Source organism: Paenibacillus harenae (assembly GCF_030812415.1).
Classification (GTDB): Bacteria; Bacillota; Bacilli; order Paenibacillales; family Paenibacillaceae; genus Pristimantibacillus; species Pristimantibacillus harenae_A.
Map to the genome: position 1 here is coordinate 420,822 of NZ_JAUSST010000005.1, position 16,619 is coordinate 437,440.

Below are 16,619 nucleotides of genomic sequence, written 5' to 3' on the forward strand. Positions count from 1 at the left end.
TATCTTAAATTCAAGAGATACGAATTAAAGATTAATGAATGAGGTGATGACCGTGATATCAACTCGGACGCTCGGACGTGTGAATGACTTAAGCAGCAAGCAGCATTTCTAGTGAAGCATAGTCCTGCCATATATCTTAAATTTAAGATTAATAAAAAATTAGGATGAAGAGGAGACGGTTAAAATGATGGATTTAGGATTATTGCTCATTCGTGTTGTAGTTGGTGCATTGTTTATCGGTCACGGTGCCCAGAAGCTGTTCGGTCTGTTTGGCGGTTATGGACCGAAAGGGACGGGCGGATGGATGGAGTCGGTCGGTATCAAGCCTGGTGTCGCCATGGCTATATTCGCCGGGGTACTCGAGCTGGCCGGCGGTACGCTGTTCGCGGCGGGGCTATTGACTCCGGTTGCTGCGCTGCTGATCGCGCTTACGATGGTGGGCGCTATCGTGAAGGTTCATGGTCCGAACGGGCTGTGGGCAACGGCCAACGGTTATGAGTATCCTCTGGTTCTATTGGCTGTCGTTATCGGCGTTGCATTGATCGGTGCCGGAGAACATTCATTGGATGCGGTATTCGGGCTGTTCCAAGCGAAGTAAAGAACGTATATCCAACCAAATGGATCGTTCAAGAGCAAAAAATAGATTGAATTACAAATTAGAACTGGAGGAATGAAAGATGAGTCACAATTTCATGCAAGCGGTAAAGGAAAGAAGATCGATATACGGATTGAGCAAAGAGCAAGTCGTATCGGCGGATCGCATTCAAGAGATCGTTGACGATGCCGTGAAATATGCGCCTTCCGCATTCAACTCCCAGAGTGCGCGCGTCGTCGTCTTGCTGGGCGGGCAATCGGATAAGCTATGGGACATTACGAAAGAAACGCTAAGAAAGATCGTGCCTGCGGAGCAGTTCGCATCGACGGAATTGCGGATCAACAATTTCTCGGCCGGTTATGGAACGATTCTTTTCTTCGAAGATCAGATGGTTGTAGAAACATTGCAGTATCAGTTTACGTCTTATGCGGATAACTTCCCGATCTGGTCGAATCAATCGTCGGGCATGCTTCAATTCATTGTCTGGACGGCACTTGAACAGGAAGGCCTTGGCGCATCCTTGCAGCACTACAATCCGATCATCGATGATGAGGTCCGCGCCACCTGGGAACTGCCAACGTCGTGGAAGCTTATCGCCCAAATGCCATTCGGCAAGCCAACGGCACAGCCGGGCGGGAAGGATATTAATCCCCTTTCGGATCGCGTGAAGATTTTTCAATAAGTCCTTTGTACGTAATTGGTCAGCCGATAAAAAAGAACACCGCCTCCTTCCGGACAACGGTCCAGGAAGGTAAGCGGTGTTCTTCCTATTCATTCCATCATGATACTATAAACATTACTTCTCTTCCTTCTTCCAGCTCGGCAACTGGCTCACGTAGCTGTCGGACAGCTTAAGCAGTTCAAGCGCACGCTGGTACTCGTCTTCCGTCGCTTCCTGCTCGTTGATGCCGTCTCCGGCGATCGGAAGATGCTTGCCGTCATCAAAGCCGCTGCCGGACATAAACAGCTCTTGGCTGCTTAGGAACGAGCCGCTCGGCAAATAATAACGCTGAGGGAGCACATTGTACGTTTGGTTGAACAAGTCTTGACCGAAGTGAATTTGGTTGTCAAGCGATAAGCCAAGCAAGTTCGCTACCGTTGGCAATACGTCGATTTGACCGCCCAATTGGTCGTATACCTTCGCTTCAGGAGCGCTAGGGTTAATAATGACAAACGGAATGTTGATCATATCGGTGTAGCCATACTCACGTCCGTAAATTTCAGCCATCAGCTCTTTGTCGTCGCGATCCAGGGAGTAGATCGGCAGGCCGAGATGGTCGCCGTACATGACGATCAAGCTGTTGTCCCAAATGCCCCGGTCCTTCAAATCCTGAACGAACAGTCCAAGCGCGTAATCAGCATAGTTCTGAGACCGAATGTAGTCGCCTACGAATGTGCCTTCATAACGATCCGGCAGCGTCATGTGAGTCTTATCCTCGGGAAGCGAGAACGGATGATGCGCCGTCATCGAAATCACATGCGAGTAGAACGGCTTGCCGCTTTCGCTCATGCGTTCCAGCTCGGCTGCAGTTTTCGCATAAAGCATTTCATCGGAAGGACCGAAGAATACCGTATCCTCATGTCCGAAAAACTTCTGGTCATAATAACGGTCGAAGCCAAGCGCCTTATAAAGCTCGCCGCGGTTCCAGAACTCAACGACGTTCGTGTGGAAGGTCGTCGTATCGTAGCCGTGAGCCTTCAGCAGCTTCGGCAAGCTTGGCAGCTCTTTGTCGGCATACATTTGCGTTGCCGCTCCGCGAGGCGGAATATAGAGCGACGAATTGACGACGAATTCGGCGTCGGACGTGTTGCCTTGTCCAACCTGTTGGTAGAAATGCTTGAAATAATAGTTCTCGTTCACGAGCTTATTGAAGTTCGGCGTAATTTCCTGCCCGTCGATCTTCAAGTTGACGAGAAAGTTCTGGAAAGATTCCATCTGAAGGATAATCAGATTTTTGCCTTCGGCCGATTTATAAAGTACAGGCTGAATCGGCGGCTGCGCGTTTTTGAGCGTATCGATTTTCAGTTGCGTAATTTGGTTCGGATCGACGTACTCCATCTCTTTATCCGAGAAAATCATGTACGCCTCATAGTTGAGAATGCCCATTTGCTCCGCCTTCACGATTTCGTTCATGCTGGCACGGTTAGGCAAAATGTTGAACAAGCACAGGCCGATCGATATCGTGAACAAAGCGACAACGAGACGTTTGTTCTCTTTCTTCGAGCTTTCCTTCTTCCAGTTCAACGCTTTTTTGCGGGCGAACAGAACGACGGCCATAATGATGATATCGGTGAAAATAAACAAGTAATACGGGTCCATCAGCGAGAACACGCTATTTTTGACGGCAGTGACCTGATTGACCTGCGCCAGCGCAAAATAAGTGACAATAACGCCATAATACTTGTAATACATTAAGACGGCGAATAGTATAAGCGTCATTACTAGATTCGCGATCAAATAATAAACAAGCTTCCGCTTCGATGCGAACCATTCGATCAAGCAGAAAACGATGAGTACGAACGGAACTTCCTTGAGAATCGTCGTCCAGGATACTCCATCCTCAAAAACAACCATCCACGTCAAGTAGCTTTTGAGAAGCATAATAAACGCGAAAAATAGGATGGGACGAGTGCTCAAGATACGTTTGGATGCTACGGATGACACATTATCGCCTACCTTTCACAGCAAAAACAGGCTATCTCTCGGAGTAGCCAGCAAGCTTCAAGTAATATAAATGTTTACGACTCATTTACATCCATTATGCTCTTTTTGATAACGCTATGTCAAAGGCAAATGACCCCTCGATGTCCAGTTCAATATTTACTGCAATCGCAATAATTTGCTAAATGAACGGCATTCTCATTATTTTCATTTATTCCTTCTGCAAGAAGTGAAACAATCTGCCGGTTTCATTAGTCTATAACTTTGTTATACAATTGTTATGCAATATGATTCAGCATACATCGCGAATGAATTAGAATAATTAGGAAAAAATAAAGTGTAGAGGTGCAGCATGAAAAAACGAAGAAGAATATGGTTCATCCTAATATTATGCCTTCTCTTCACAATTGGTTATTCTTTCGTGAAGACGGGAACGCTTGAGACGATATGGGGCAATATATTCAATGGAGGGGGACAAGCTGAAGCCGGCGCGGGTACTGGTATTATTACGGGTGCTGCTCCTGATGCCGGTCCTGATGATGCCGTTGACCAAAACGGAGACAGCGCGATACTGCCGACCGAAACTCCTGACGATAGCGGTGCCGACACCTCAGGGGAGGAACCTCCCGTCAAAACGCAGGACGAGATCGCCGTCGTTGCCGAGCCCGATAGCATAACGGCGCTGGTCAATCCGGTCAACAAGCTGCCTGAGGATTACAATCCGACGGATTTAGTATACCCGGATGTACGATTCGTATTTGATGAAAAAATCGAAAAGCGAATGATGCGCCAAGAAGCCGCTTCCGCGCTCGAGAAGATGTTCGCTGCCGCAGACGCTGACGGATTGCCGCTTGCCGGCGTTTCCGCTTATCGCTCGCATCAGACGCAAACGTCGCTTTTTGACCGATACGTGAAAAAGGACGGCCTCGAGAAAGCGAAGACATACAGTGCGGTACCGGGTACGAGCGAGCATGAAACGGGACTTGCTATTGACGTGACGGCTAGCGACGGCAGCTGCGCGGTCGAAGACTGCTTCGGCGACATGCCGGAATCGGCTTGGCTGGACGAGCATGCAGCGGAATACGGATTCATCGTCCGATATCCGGAGGGCAAGGATGCAATTACGACCTATCAATACGAGCCATGGCATTTGCGATATGTTGGCAAGGAACTTGCTCAGGAACTGGCGCAAAGCGGGGATACGCTTGAAGAATACTACGGCGTGATACCGGTAAGCAAATAGAGCAACAATAGCAGCGGCGCGAGGAAGGGCAGCGCGATCGGAACGGTCATTTAAGACAGCCGATCGACGACAGCCGCTTCACGCCGCTTTCTTATTGCTTTTGCAGTTGTCGGAGTTTCGTTTAAATCTTTGGTTCGAACGTTTTGCAGTCGGTTTCTTCCGAATTGCTCGCTTGTTTGCTGCGGTTGTTGACCACGTAAATCGACGATGCGGCGCACAGATTTCCCGGCGCCCAGTACTTGCAGGAGTTGACCTCACATAATACATCTTTAGCCATTGACAATTCACCTCCTCCACACTAGGATGGACAAACGATATATCGTTTTATACCCGAACATAGACCGGAGGGAATGGACATTGAAACTATATTTTAATCACGATGCCGGGGTGGACGATCTCGTATCGCTATTTCTGTTGCTGCAGATGAAGGATGTCGAACTGACGGGCGTGTCCGTTATTCCGGCGGACGGCTACTTGGAGCCTGGCGTGAAAGCCAGCCGTAAAATCATCGATCGCTTCGGAAGCGATGCAGCGGGCAGCGCCATTGAAGTGGCACGATCGAATTCGCGCGGCCGCAATCCGTTCCCTGCGGAATGGCGGATGCATACGTTCTATGTCGATGCGCTGCCTATCTTGAACGAGTCGGGAACGATGGTGACGGCCGTAGCCGAGCTGCCTGCCCATAAGCATATGATTCAGAAGCTGCGCGAGTCGGAGGAGAAGGTTACCCTGCTGTTCACGGGCCCGCTGACGGATCTGGCAAGAGCGCTGGACGAAGCGCCGGACATCGAGGGCAAGATCGAACGGCTCGTATGGATGGGCGGAACGTTCAACGAGAAAGGCAATGTGCTGGAGCCGGAGCATGACGGAACGGCCGAGTGGAATGCCTACTGGGATCCGGAGGCGGTTGCACGCGTCTGGGCGAGCGAGGTTGCGATCACGCTTGTCGCGCTGGAGAGCACGATCAAAGTACCGCTTACCGTAGCGGTAAGGAATCGTTGGGCTTCGCTTCGCAAGAAGGAGGGCATCGATTTTGTTGGACAATGTTACGCCGTATGTCCGCCGCTTACGTATATGGAGACAAACTCGACTTATTATTTGTGGGATGTACTGACGACAGCCGCGCTTGGCAACCCGGGTCTTGTTAAGGTGAAGACCGTTCACAGCGCGGTCATCGATGAAGGGCCGAGCCAAGGCCGTACCATCGAGAAGGAAGGCGGCAGACCCGTCAGCCTCGTCTATGACGTCGATCCGGACCGTTTCTTCGACTATATTACAGAGCTTGCGGCAAGTGCGGTAAGCAACATCTAGGACGAATACGAATAAAGCCGCCAAGGCCGGAGAGATGGTACGACATCTCACCGCTATGGCGGCTTTGTTGTTAATCTACCTCGTAGATCGAGCCCGACTTGCTGGCGTACAGCTCGGCATACACCTTTTCGGCGTACGCGTCGGTCATGCCGGAGATGTAGTCGGCCACGAAGCGCGGCCAGCTCCACTTGCTGCGGTGATTCTCGAAGTTGTCGATCCAATCCGGCGGGATAAGGAGACGGCCGTAATCGGGTACTTTGAAGCTGTCCCACAGTCGGCGAATCATAATTTCGCTGCGAATTTGAAGGCGCTGCACGCGGAAATCCTTAATCAGCGTGACCCAAGCCAGCTTCTTCAATATTTCCATCGTGCGCAGCAGCTCGATGTCTTGCTTGTCGCCGTTAACGAACGTCACTTTCTTCCAGTCCTTGTCCGGATCGTCGATAATGCCGACCTTGCCGGCGAAGTTGCTCACCCAGCGCGCCTTCATCTCGCGTCTTGTCCGAGAGGGCTCGCGGTCGCAGCTCACATAAAGCGCCTCCCACTGCTCGAAATACGAGCCGAGCACGCGCTTCACCATTGCCGGAATGTCGACCTGCTCCCAACCGATGCCCGTATTGCCCTTGTCATCGACAATCTCCTGAACGAGATGATCGATGAGGCGGCTGTCTTCGAAGAACGCGCGGTTCATCTGGATCTTGCCTGCGCGAATGCCGTCCTCAATGTCATGGGTGGAATAAGCGATGTCATCGCATAGATCCATGAGCTGGGCTTCGAGCGTCGAGCAGCCTACAGGCATATTCCATAGGTTTCGAAGCTGCTCGATCTCCGTCCATTCCGTGCCGTATACGCCTTTAAGCCTGCCAGGCTCGTCAAGGCCGAAAGGGTATTTGTTCACGGCCAGGAGGACGGCTGCGGTCAGATCGAGACCGCTGCCGCTGCCTGCGCGTTTCTCCAGAAACATCAGGATGCGGAAGTTCTGCGCATTGCCTTCGTACTTAATTCCGTATTCCTCGCTCAGCAGCGAATCGAGCACCTCTTCGCCCTTGTGGCCGAACGGCGGATGTCCAAGGTCATGCGCCAGCGCGGCGCACTCGACCACGGCCGGATCAAGCATCAGGCCGGGATGGTGGCCGAGCGATAGGAACGGGTATTGCTTGCCGAGCCTGCGCGCGACCTCGCGGGCAATCTGAGACACTTCGAGGGAATGGGTCAGCCGCGTTCGGTAATAGTCGCCCGTGCCCGCGCCGAACACTTGCGATTTCCCTTGCAGTCTTCGGAAAGAGGGCGATTGTATGATGCGTGAGTAGTCGCGTTCATATTCGTCACGCTCTTCGCTGAATGTGCCAAGAGCTTGTTCGTCCAAACGTAGCTTGCGTAAGTCCATAGTCGATCCTCCCGTGCTGCTTCTGCCGCCGAATGATGGGGCGGCAGTTGTTAGCTTATTACCGCCAGAGGCCGGTGTCAGCCGTTTACGCTTGAATTGTAACATACTTTCAGACTTGAACATACATCATGCATGGAGTATGATCGCATTAACTTTTACTTGTGACTGAGGTGCTACGGATGTATGGCAATTATGCAAAATTTCTTAACGGTCATTACGCTGCTTAACATTATTATGGCCGTCACGATTATTTTCTTGGAGCGGCGAAACGCAAGCTCGACCTGGGCGTGGCTAATGGTGCTGCTGTTCATCCCGGTTCTGGGCTTTGCTCTTTATTTAATTTTAGGACAGAAGATTCGCAAGCGTAAGCTGACCAAGCTGATGGGCGTCAATCAGCGCATTATAGAAGATACGGTCGATCGTCAGAAGCGCGAGCTTAAAGCCCGTGAATTCGTATTCGCCGACAGTTCGATGCAGCAGTATCAGGACATGATGTACATGAATTTGAATTCAAGCTTCGCGGTTTTAACAAGCAACAATGCTGTCCAGATCTTCACGGACGGCAATCGAAAGTTCGATGCTCTGCTGAACGACATCGAAGGAGCGAAGCATCATATTCATCTCGTGTATTACATCGTACGGGACGATGAGTTGGGTCGCAGGCTCGTCAAGGCGCTTGCGGCTAAGGCAGCCCAAGGCGTCGAGGTGCGGTTCTTGTATGACCATATCGGTAGCTCCAGCCTTCCGCGGCGTTTCTTCTCCGAGCTGCGGGCAGCAGGCGGCAAGGAGGCTGCTTTCTTTCCGTCGCGCATTCCTTATGTCAATATGAAGATCAATTACCGCAATCACCGCAAGCTCGCCATTATCGATGGCATGATCGGGTATATTGGCGGATTCAACATCGGAGACGAGTATTTGGGGTTGAGTGTCCATTTTGGCGAATGGCGCGACACGCATTTGAGAGTTGAGGGCAACGCGGTTCTGCAGATGCAAGCGCAGTTTCTCATGGATTGGAACTTGGCCGCTTCAGGCAAAATCGTACTGGATGAGAACTACTTTCCATATAAGAAAGAACGGATCGGCAGCATCGGCATGCAGCTCGTGGCGAGCGGACCGGATACCGAATATCAGCAGATCAAGGACGCCTATATCAAAATGATTTATGCCGCCAAAAAAACGATCTGCCTCCAGACGCCGTATTTTGTCCCCGACGAAAGCCTGATGACTGCGCTCAAGATCGCTGCGCTATCGGGCGTCGATGTACGCATGATGCTTCCGAGCAAGCGGGATCACTTCTTCGTTTATTGGGCGACGCATTCGTATCTGGGCGAACTGCTGGCCGGCGGCGTGAAGGTGATCTTGTACGAGAAAGGCTTCCTTCATGCGAAGACGCTCGTTATCGATGGCCGGATCGCTTCGGTCGGAACCGCGAATCTGGATATAAGAAGCTTCAAGCTCAACTTCGAGATGAATGCGTTTATTTATGATACGCAGACGGCTGCCAAGCTGCAACGCATATTCGATCAGGATGCGCAATATTGCCTGCAGCTAACCCAAGATCTGTATGAGGCTCGTCCGCTCATGAATAAGTTCAAGGAATCGGTCTCAAGGCTGTTATCGCCTATTCTATAAGGATGCGCGAACGCATAAAAAGGGATTCTGCTTATCGACGATAACCAGAATCCCTTTACGTGCGCTTGCTACAGCTATTCAATTTATTTTAACGCTCCAATCCCTGCCTGCATGTATTCATTGTTTTCCGATCAATCCCTTTCGCTAAGTACCTGATGATTTCTTTCATAATGAAAATCAATCAACGACGGGCGACTCTGATTCCCCGCATGTCTGGAATTGAATTTCGATTGGATACTCCTCTCCGCTTTTATGGAAGACATGCTTCGCTAACAGCCTTCAATGGACTATCCCCTCTCTTATGAAATAGGTTTGACCGACGTGTGGATCGTTGTTCCCAAGATGGACAAGTGACTCGTAAAGCTGCTGCACCTCCTATCCGGTTGAGATAGGCTAAGTATAATCTATTTTTAAAATTTTGTAAATATTCTGATAATTAATTCGACAGATTATTTTGAGGATAATAGCTTGATGAGGAAGTGCTCTCGGAGGCTGGATTTCCGTTCTTCGACAAAGAGGCTTATTTCCGAGGCAATAAAAGTCGTTTTATCGATTATTAAGTCGGTTTAACGATGAATATTCGTACAATAACGATAGCTTTTTAATATCGTTAAAATTGACGATCCAAGAAAATAGATTTATACTTAGTCTAAAATCATTTATATTAAGGGTGATCATTGATGACGAAAATCAACTTAACGATACAGCGTAAAGCAATCTATGAAGTCGTGCAGCACGCGGAGGACCATCCTACGGCGGCCGATGTCATTGAGCGGCTGCGCAGCAAAGGCTTCAACTTCGCCTACGGGACGGTGTACAATTCACTTCGCTACTTGGCCGATGCCGGGCTCATACGGGAGTTGAAGCTCGGAGAAGCGGTTAGCCGCTACGATGCGCGGACCGAGGAGCATCAGCATATCGTATGCTCGAAGTGCGGGCGGGTGGATGAAGTGATGGCGGAATTGCCGGAATCGTGGATCAAATCGGTAGAATCGTCCACCAACTATACAATCGCGCATGCGCAAGTCGTGCTTGAAGGAGTGTGCGGCCAATGCGCGATCAAGTAATCGCAAGTCTGGATGCAGATGTAGATGCTGATGCCGGCGCGTCGACGTATCCGGTGGGCGGTGAAGGACAAAGCGGCATGCTCTGTTCGCTAACCAAGCGCGTCATGATTATTAGTCCTTTGCCCGAGCGGGTCAAAAGCCTGCTAATCACCTTGTCCGCAGAGTGCTTCGATGTGTTCTCGCTTCATGACTTTGATCCCGGCATGCTCCAGAGTTTGAAACCGGAGCTGCTCGTCTACGATGCGATTCCTGTTGCGCGGCTTGGGGACGGCGATCCGCTTCGGGACGGCGCTGCATTAATCGAATCCGCCGATCGGTCCGGCGTTCCCGTTCTCGTATTAACGGATCAACGCTCTTACGATGATCGGGGCGGCGCTTCGCTTGGCGGAGCGGAGCTGCTCGCATGGCCTGCCAGTCCGGATGAGGCATTGAGCCGGATTAACCGGATGCTTATGAATCGCCCGGCTGCCGGCTCAAGCAGCATGCCTGAAGAGGCCATAACCTTCAAAGATATTCGAGTGGATAAGAAAAAGATGACCGTCGAGCGGGGCGGTCAACGGATAGATTTGACGAAGACCGAATACGATCTATTGCTGTTTTTCCTGACGTCGGACGGTTCTGTCCGGACAAGGGAATCAATGCTGGATACGGTGTGGGGACTCCATTTCTACGGAGGCAGCAACGTGGTTGACGTGCATATCAAGAGTCTTCGGAAGAAGCTGAAGGATAGCGCGGTTGCGCCGAAATACATCGTGACGGTGCGCGGGGTCGGCTACCGGCTAGCGGATTAAACGCCGCTCTTCATCCTTCATCCATTGTTCATGAACCGTTCATTTTGATTTCATGACAGATGGAACGCTTGACCTTATGATTAGTGTATAAGATTTAGATCTAGTCTAAATACACTAACGATGAGGTGCATACTATGAACGATGCGACAACGGCAACGAATCATTTGACAACGAATCAAGGAACGCCGGTTGGCGATAATCAGAACTCCCGCACGGCGGGACAGCGCGGCCCGGCGCTGCTGGAAGACTACCATCTGCTCGAGAAGCTGGCTCACTTCGACCGCGAGCGCATTCCGGAGCGCGTTGTCCACGCGCGGGGCGCAGGCGCTCATGGCGTATTCCGTTCCGAGGCTAGCATGAAGCCTTATACGAAGGCGCATTTCCTGCAAGACGAGGGAGAAGAAACGCCCGTATTCGTTCGTTTTTCCACCGTTATTAACGGAACGGGCTCGCCGGAGACGGCGCGCGATCCACGCGGCTTCGCCGTTAAGTTCTATACGCAGGAAGGCAACTATGATATCGTCGGCAACCATTTGCCTGTCTTCTTCATCCGCGACGCGATGAAGTTTCCGGATATGGTGCACTCGCTGAAGCCTGCTCCGCATACGAACATTCAAGATCCTGCCCGTTATTGGGATTTCATGACGCTGTCGCCGGAATCGACGCATATGCTGACGTGGCTGTTCTCGGATGACGGCACGCCGGCCACTTACCGCGAGATGGACGGGTTCGGCGTTCACGCCTTCAAGTGGATCAACGAGAACGGCGAGATGGCCTATGTGAAGTATCATTGGAAGTCGCAGCAAGGCGTCCGCAACTTTACGGCCGAGGAATCTTCCGCCATGCAAGCCCGGGACTTCAACCATGCGACTCGCGATTTGTACGATTCCATCGAGCTTGGCGCTTATCCGGAATGGGTACTGCATGTACAGCTTATGCCGGTAGAGCATGTCGATCGTTATGCGTTCGATCCGCTGGATCCGACGAAAGTATGGCCGGAGGATATGTATCCGCTAATGCGCGTTGGCACGATGACTCTGAACCGCAACCCGGTCAACTACTTTGCCGAGGTTGAACAGTCGGCCTTCTCGCCGAGCGCGCTTGTGCCAGGCATCGAGCCGTCGGAGGACAAGCTCCTTCAGGGGCGCCTGTTCTCCTATCCCGATACGCAGCGGTACCGTCTAGGCGCGAACTACTTGAACATTCCGATCAACTGCCCTTATGCGCCGGTACGCAATCATCAACGCGATGGCGCGATGACGATGAAGGCCGATCCGTCGCCGGTTAACTATGAGCCGAACAGCGCGGCAGACAGCCCGAAGGAGAATGCGGCTTACGCGGATTCCGGCATGCCGCTCTATGGCGCAGCAGGTCGTCAGCGGATCGACAAGACCGACGACTTCACGCAAGCGGGCGAACGCTACCGCTCGTTATCCGAGCAGCAGCGAAGCAGTCTCATCTCCAACTTGACGAATGAGCTTAATCAAACGAATGACGACATCAGGCTGCGTGCGATCTGCAATTTCTTCCGCGCGGATCGTACGCTCGGCATGAAACTGGCGGAGACGCTAGGCGTCGATATCAGCGGGTTTATTCCGCGGGGGTAAGCTAGGTAATACCAATACCGGTGAGCTGGGCCTGTCTATATTGGATAATTGCAACAATTTCCGGCATATTCGTCGATTCCTGCACCCTATATTGGACATATTCAGCGTAGGTGGGCAGTTTGCCTCCTAAATGCCAGGAAAGGGTTGAAGTTATTGCGAAAAACCAATATAGATCCCGAAAACTGCTAAAACATTGCCTTTTTCCTGCAGAAATCCAATATAGCGCCGAATGGAAATATACAGAACAATAAAGGGGAGCCGGCTTACGACAAGCCGGCTCCCTGTTTGCATGCATCAGGGCGGGAGGAGTAAAATGGAATTGCGGCTATGTTTAAGCGCAGCTATTGCTGCTATCACCATATCCATATTGGAAGTCATTTCAAACGTTGGAGGTTGGAGGCTATTATGCAATACCGTCAATTAGGATCATCAGAGCTTAAGGTGAGTGAGATCAGCTTCGGTACTTGGGCGATCGGAGGCTCTTGGGGCAATACGAGCGACAAGGAATCGCTTGCCGCGCTTGCGGCCGCGATGGACGCGGGCGTCAACTTTTTCGACACAGCCGACGTATACGGCGACGGCCGCAGCGAACGCCTGCTTGCGCAGGCGACGAAGGGCAAAGAGGATTCGATCTACATAGCGACAAAGTTTTGCCGGGCGGGCGACATTCACGACCCGGCTACTTATTCCGAGCAAGCGGTACGCGCTTATTGCGAGGCAAGCTTGAAGCGGCTGGAGAGGGAGAGAATCGACCTGTACCAGATTCATTGCCCGCCGCTTGCGATATTGAAGGACGGCGGCGTGTTCGGCGTGCTCGATAAGCTGAAGGCGGAGGGGAAGATCCGGGAATACGGCGTCAGCGTCGAGTCGGCCGAAGAAGGCTTGTACTGTTTGGAGCAGCCCAATGTGCGGGCGCTGCAAATTATTTTTAATATTTTCCGCCAGAAGCCGCTGGACAGTTTGCTGGATGAAGCGCATCGCAAGGGCGTCGGCATTCTGGTCAGGCTGCCGCTCGCCAGCGGCTTGCTGACCGGCAAGTTCACGAGCGCGTCGACGTTCGAGGCGGACGATCATCGCCGGTTCAACGAGAACGGCGAGCAGTTCAACGTAGGCGAGACGTTCGCGGGGCTTGGCTTCGCCAAAGGCGTCGAGCTTGCCGAGCATCTCCGCTGGATTGCCGAAGGCCGCGACAATATGACGCGCGCATCGCTGCGCTGGCTGCTCGACCACGTCGCCGTCACTTGCGTCATACCGGGCTTCCGCAACGTGCGCCAGGTCGAGGATAATCTTGCGGCTATGAACGTGCCTTCGTTCTCCGACGAGGAGATGGAGCGGCTGCGCGTCTTCTACAAAGAGCAGGTTCATCCGCATATTCGCGGGTCTTACTAATAACAAGCAGGCGCCAGCGATTCGAGGCGCCTGCTTGTTTGGTTATGAGGAGCAATTCAACATTCCGATGTGGTAAAATAGAGCTGAATTCATTATTGTCCGTCGCTTGACAGGGCGGAATCGGAGGTTAAGCAAGTTGTTTTGGTCTACGCCCATCGTTCAGCTCTTATCCGTCTGCGTATCCGTAATAGCAGGCGCGACTCTTATTATATTGCGCATGCGTGCAGGCAAGAAACCTACCACGCTTAAGAAGATCATCATGCCGCCGCTTGGCATGGCGACCGGCTTCATGATGTTCGTTGTTCCGATCACCCATATTCCTTGGTTATGGGGGGTGTCGGCCTTCGGCACCGGCCTGCTGCTATTCGCCTTCCCGCTTATCGTAACGACGAGACTCGAACGCGTGCAAACGGACATCTACGTCAGACGCTCCAAGGCGTTCATTGTCATTATTATCGCGTTATTCGCTATTCGCCTCGCCATGCATCAGGCTGTGGAGGAGTATATGTCGATTCCGCAGACCGGCGCTATTTTCTACTTATTGGCGTTCGGGATGATCGTGCCTTGGCGGCTTGCGATGGTAGGGGAATATTTGCGCCTGCAGCGGGCTTGAGTCCATCTTCCAAAATAAAACAGGAAATTTGTTTCGCGGTGTCGAATGTAACCTTCTAAGGATTAGCCGCGTAATGGTTGAAATAGATTCGAAGAGGAAGGAAGAGAGCCATGGATGCAAAATGGACGGAACGAGTCAAGCAGACTCACAACAAATTAAGAAAGCGGACGCTGTCCGCGATCTTCCAAGAGTTCGATAGCAAGATCATGATGCTGGAGAGCGGCAAGCGGGATGAGAAGTACGGCAAAATGTCGGCGACGCCGTTCTCTTTCTTTCGCGGAAGCGCGTACCTGTTTTATTTTGACATAAGCCGCGAATGGTTTCCTTATCATACATCGCCCGAGCGTCCGACGTGGATTCAAGGCGATCTGCACTTCGAGAACTTCGGTGCTTTCCGCAACGAGAAGGGCGCGCTTGTGTACGATGTGAACGACTTCGACGAAGGTTATCTGGGATCATATCTGTATGATCTGCAACGGATGTCGGTCAGCATCGCGCTTGTATGCCGCTTGAAGAGCCAGTCGATCGACAGCCAGCTTACGGCGATCGAGACTTATTTGCAAGGGTACTCGAAGCAAATGCGCCGTTTCGCGAAAGGCAAGGACGATCCGGGCTCATACCAAATCGATCTTGAGCATGCCGAAGGCCCCGTGAAGAAGCTGCTCAAAAAGCTGCAGAAACGCCAGGATCAGCATTTCCTCGAGAAAGTAACGGCGCTCGTGCAGGAGCATCGCCAGTTCGCTTACAACGAAGAGATTGTGCCGCCAACGGACGAGGAGAAGGAAGCGCTGCTGGCGGCTTGGCCGGAATATCTCGCTACGGTAGCGGCTGACGACGCGGAGGAGCTGCGGCATTTTCAGATTAAGGATATGGCGGTGAAACATGGCTCGGGTACGGCGTCGATCGGGCTAGACCGCTATTATGTGCTGATCGAAGCAGGCGAAGGCGAGCTTGGCGGCGATGACGTCGTCCTTGAGGTGAAGGAGGTGCGCGTGCCCGTGCCGGCGTACTTCATGCCCTATGACGAGACGTTCTGGTCGGAGTTCGAGCATCAAGGCAAGCGGGTAACGATGACGCAGAAGGCGATGCATCATGAAGCGGACCCTTATCTCGGCTACTTGACGATCGGCGAACGGAACTTCTACGTACGGGAGCGCTCGCCTTATAAGAAGCGTCTGAAGCTGGAGTCTCTGGAGACATCCGGCGATATGCTGTCGGTGACGGAAACGATGGGCCGCCTGACTGCCAAGATGCATGCGCGTGCGGATGCCGACGTGGAAGGCGGCGTTCTCGCTTACCATAGCGAGCAGGAAATCGTCAAGGCGATGGGGGCGGACGAGGATACGTTCTGTCTATCGATAGCTCAGTGGGCGATTTCGTATGCCAATCAAGTGGAGCAAGACTATGCGCTGTTCCTGGAATGGGCGGACGGCCGCAAATAGGTTGGAAGCTAGGCCGCCGGAGGGCGGCCTTTGCTGTCCCACCCCGCAGAAAAGGCGGCATCGACGTCGTTTGACAGTCGGATTTCGACGTGGTAAGATACCTTCATACCATTTATATTTTATACAATTTAATTGCTAGTGATTGAATTTAACTTATGGGAGGACTATCAATGAGCGTATTTTCGTATGAGCTAGAAACGATTAAAGGCGAACAGGTCAAGATGAACCAATATAAAGGCAAGGTGTTGATCGTGGTCAACACGGCCAGCAAATGCGGATTCACGCCGCAATATACCGACCTTCAGAAGCTGTACGAGCAATATAAGGATCAAGGGCTTGAAATATTGGGTTTTCCAAGCAATCAGTTCGGCGAGCAAGAGCCTGGCGCCAATTCCGACGTTCAAAGCTTCTGTCAGATCAACTACGGCGTGACTTTCCCGTTGTTCGCCAAGACAGACGTACGCGATGAGACGGCTCATCCGCTGTTCGCGCATCTGACCGAGCAAGCGCCTTTCGCAGGTTTTAATACGGACGAGCCCAGCGGCAAAATGTTGAATTCGTTTTTGTCGGAGAAGCTGCCGCATTATTTGGAAGGCAACTCGATTAAGTGGAATTTCACGAAGTTTCTGATCGACCGCGAGGGCAATGTGGTAAAACGGTTCGAATCGACGGATGAGCCGCTGGCTATGAAGTCGGATATTGAAAAACTGCTGTAGTGGAAGCAAGATCGCCTAAGCGTGATTGCTCGTAATAAACCGTGTTTTGGTCTCTCGTTGGCCAGGGCGCGGTTTTTTTTATCGGCTGTTGGAGATGCCCCTTCCTCCGGTACTACAATACTTAGTACTGCCGCTTTCCTCGGTTAATCGTTAGGATAAAAATA

15 protein-coding genes are annotated in these 16,619 nt (G+C 51.9%); 12 read left to right on the forward strand and 3 right to left on the reverse strand.

All coding sequences use genetic code 11. The annotated features are described in order from the left end of the window. Positions 1-184 precede the first annotated feature (184 nt). Both J2T14_RS19995 and J2T14_RS20000 read left to right on the forward strand, forming a co-directional pair. Entirely contained in the window at positions 185-598 is a 414-nt protein-coding gene (locus J2T14_RS19995) for a DoxX family protein (RefSeq protein WP_307204728.1), read from the forward strand. A 79-nt stretch (positions 599-677) separates the two neighbouring features. After that, on the forward strand, positions 678-1,277 hold the full coding sequence (locus tag J2T14_RS20000) for a nitroreductase family protein (protein WP_307473562.1): 600 nt from the start codon (positions 678-680) through the stop codon (positions 1,275-1,277). A 114-nt stretch (positions 1,278-1,391) separates the two neighbouring features. Here J2T14_RS20000 and J2T14_RS20005 read toward each other — a convergent pair whose 3' ends face one another. Further along, positions 1,392-3,260, reverse strand: a complete 1,869-nt coding sequence (locus J2T14_RS20005; protein WP_373458176.1) for an LTA synthase family protein — start codon at positions 3,258-3,260, stop codon at positions 1,392-1,394. A 349-nt stretch (positions 3,261-3,609) separates the two neighbouring features. On the opposite strand from J2T14_RS20005, the gene J2T14_RS20010 reads away from it, so the two are divergent. Further along, positions 3,610-4,500, forward strand: a complete 891-nt coding sequence (locus J2T14_RS20010) for a M15 family metallopeptidase (protein WP_307473565.1) — start codon at positions 3,610-3,612, stop codon at positions 4,498-4,500. A 121-nt stretch (positions 4,501-4,621) separates the two neighbouring features. Here the strand turns inward: J2T14_RS20010 and J2T14_RS20015 are convergent, their stop codons facing one another. After that, the gene (locus J2T14_RS20015; protein ID WP_307204732.1) at positions 4,622-4,777 is read right to left on the reverse strand and encodes a DUF1540 domain-containing protein; all 156 of its coding nucleotides are present in this window, start codon (positions 4,775-4,777) and stop codon (positions 4,622-4,624) included. An 80-nt stretch (positions 4,778-4,857) separates the two neighbouring features. Between J2T14_RS20015 and J2T14_RS20020 the strand changes: the two genes are divergently transcribed. Then, positions 4,858-5,811, forward strand: coding sequence for a nucleoside hydrolase (locus J2T14_RS20020; protein ID WP_307473567.1), 954 nt, complete (start codon positions 4,858-4,860; stop codon positions 5,809-5,811). 70 nt (positions 5,812-5,881) lie between these two features. Here the strand turns inward: J2T14_RS20020 and J2T14_RS20025 are convergent, their stop codons facing one another. Then, a complete protein-coding gene (locus J2T14_RS20025; protein ID WP_307473569.1) occupies positions 5,882-7,198 on the reverse strand; it encodes a deoxyguanosinetriphosphate triphosphohydrolase family protein in 1,317 nt (438 codons plus the stop codon). Between the two features lie 183 nt (positions 7,199-7,381). On the opposite strand from J2T14_RS20025, the gene cls reads away from it, so the two are divergent. The 8 genes from cls to J2T14_RS20065 all read left to right on the forward strand — a co-directional run bounded on the left by cls (position 7,382) and on the right by J2T14_RS20065 (position 16,455). Then, on the forward strand, positions 7,382-8,830 hold the full coding sequence (gene cls, locus J2T14_RS20030) for a cardiolipin synthase (RefSeq protein ID WP_307473571.1): 1,449 nt from the start codon (positions 7,382-7,384) through the stop codon (positions 8,828-8,830). 680 nt (positions 8,831-9,510) lie between these two features. After that, positions 9,511-9,897: a Fur family transcriptional regulator gene (locus tag J2T14_RS20035; protein ID WP_307204736.1), complete on the forward strand. Its 387-nt coding sequence runs from the start codon at positions 9,511-9,513 to the stop codon at positions 9,895-9,897. Beyond that, the gene (locus tag J2T14_RS20040; RefSeq protein ID WP_307204738.1) at positions 9,882-10,688 is read left to right on the forward strand and encodes a response regulator transcription factor; all 807 of its coding nucleotides are present in this window, start codon (positions 9,882-9,884) and stop codon (positions 10,686-10,688) included. The genes J2T14_RS20035 and J2T14_RS20040 overlap by 16 nt, the downstream gene beginning before the upstream one ends. 134 nt (positions 10,689-10,822) lie before the next feature. Beyond that, the gene (locus J2T14_RS20045) at positions 10,823-12,295 is read left to right on the forward strand and encodes a catalase (protein WP_307473573.1); all 1,473 of its coding nucleotides are present in this window, start codon (positions 10,823-10,825) and stop codon (positions 12,293-12,295) included. Positions 12,296-12,700: 405 nt separating this feature from the next. Next, positions 12,701-13,684, forward strand: coding sequence for an aldo/keto reductase (locus tag J2T14_RS20050; protein ID WP_307473575.1), 984 nt, complete (start codon positions 12,701-12,703; stop codon positions 13,682-13,684). 136 nt (positions 13,685-13,820) lie between these two features. Continuing rightward, positions 13,821-14,297, forward strand: coding sequence for a CcdC family protein (locus J2T14_RS20055; protein WP_307473577.1), 477 nt, complete (start codon positions 13,821-13,823; stop codon positions 14,295-14,297). 110 nt (positions 14,298-14,407) lie between these two features. After that, positions 14,408-15,739 carry a DUF2252 domain-containing protein gene (locus tag J2T14_RS20060; protein WP_307473579.1) on the forward strand — a complete coding sequence of 444 codons (1,332 nt, stop codon included), beginning with the start codon at positions 14,408-14,410 and terminating at the stop codon, positions 15,737-15,739. 170 nt (positions 15,740-15,909) lie between these two features. After that, positions 15,910-16,455, forward strand: coding sequence for a glutathione peroxidase (locus J2T14_RS20065; protein WP_307204744.1), 546 nt, complete (start codon positions 15,910-15,912; stop codon positions 16,453-16,455). The last annotated feature ends 164 nt before the right edge of the window (positions 16,456-16,619 follow it).

What these genes read in the sequence shown, in the direction of transcription:
- J2T14_RS19995 (WP_307204728.1), top strand. Translation starts at nt 185, where the DNA reads ATGATGGATTTAGGATTATTGCTCATTCGTGTTGTAGTTGGTGCATTG.
- J2T14_RS20000 (WP_307473562.1), top strand. Translation starts at nt 678, where the DNA reads ATGAGTCACAATTTCATGCAAGCGGTAAAGGAAAGAAGATCGATATAC.
- J2T14_RS20010 (WP_307473565.1), top strand. Translation starts at nt 3,610, where the DNA reads ATGAAAAAACGAAGAAGAATATGGTTCATCCTAATATTATGCCTTCTC.
- J2T14_RS20015 (WP_307204732.1), bottom strand. Translation starts at nt 4,777, where the DNA reads ATGGCTAAAGATGTATTATGTGAGGTCAACTCCTGCAAGTACTGGGCG.
- J2T14_RS20025 (WP_307473569.1), bottom strand. Translation starts at nt 7,198, where the DNA reads ATGGACTTACGCAAGCTACGTTTGGACGAACAAGCTCTTGGCACATTC.
- cls (WP_307473571.1), top strand. Translation starts at nt 7,382, where the DNA reads ATGGCAATTATGCAAAATTTCTTAACGGTCATTACGCTGCTTAACATT.
- J2T14_RS20035 (WP_307204736.1), top strand. Translation starts at nt 9,511, where the DNA reads ATGACGAAAATCAACTTAACGATACAGCGTAAAGCAATCTATGAAGTC.
- J2T14_RS20040 (WP_307204738.1), top strand. Translation starts at nt 9,882, where the DNA reads ATGCGCGATCAAGTAATCGCAAGTCTGGATGCAGATGTAGATGCTGAT.
- J2T14_RS20045 (WP_307473573.1), top strand. Translation starts at nt 10,823, where the DNA reads ATGAACGATGCGACAACGGCAACGAATCATTTGACAACGAATCAAGGA.
- J2T14_RS20050 (WP_307473575.1), top strand. Translation starts at nt 12,701, where the DNA reads ATGCAATACCGTCAATTAGGATCATCAGAGCTTAAGGTGAGTGAGATC.
- J2T14_RS20060 (WP_307473579.1), top strand. Translation starts at nt 14,408, where the DNA reads ATGGATGCAAAATGGACGGAACGAGTCAAGCAGACTCACAACAAATTA.
- J2T14_RS20065 (WP_307204744.1), top strand. Translation starts at nt 15,910, where the DNA reads ATGAGCGTATTTTCGTATGAGCTAGAAACGATTAAAGGCGAACAGGTC.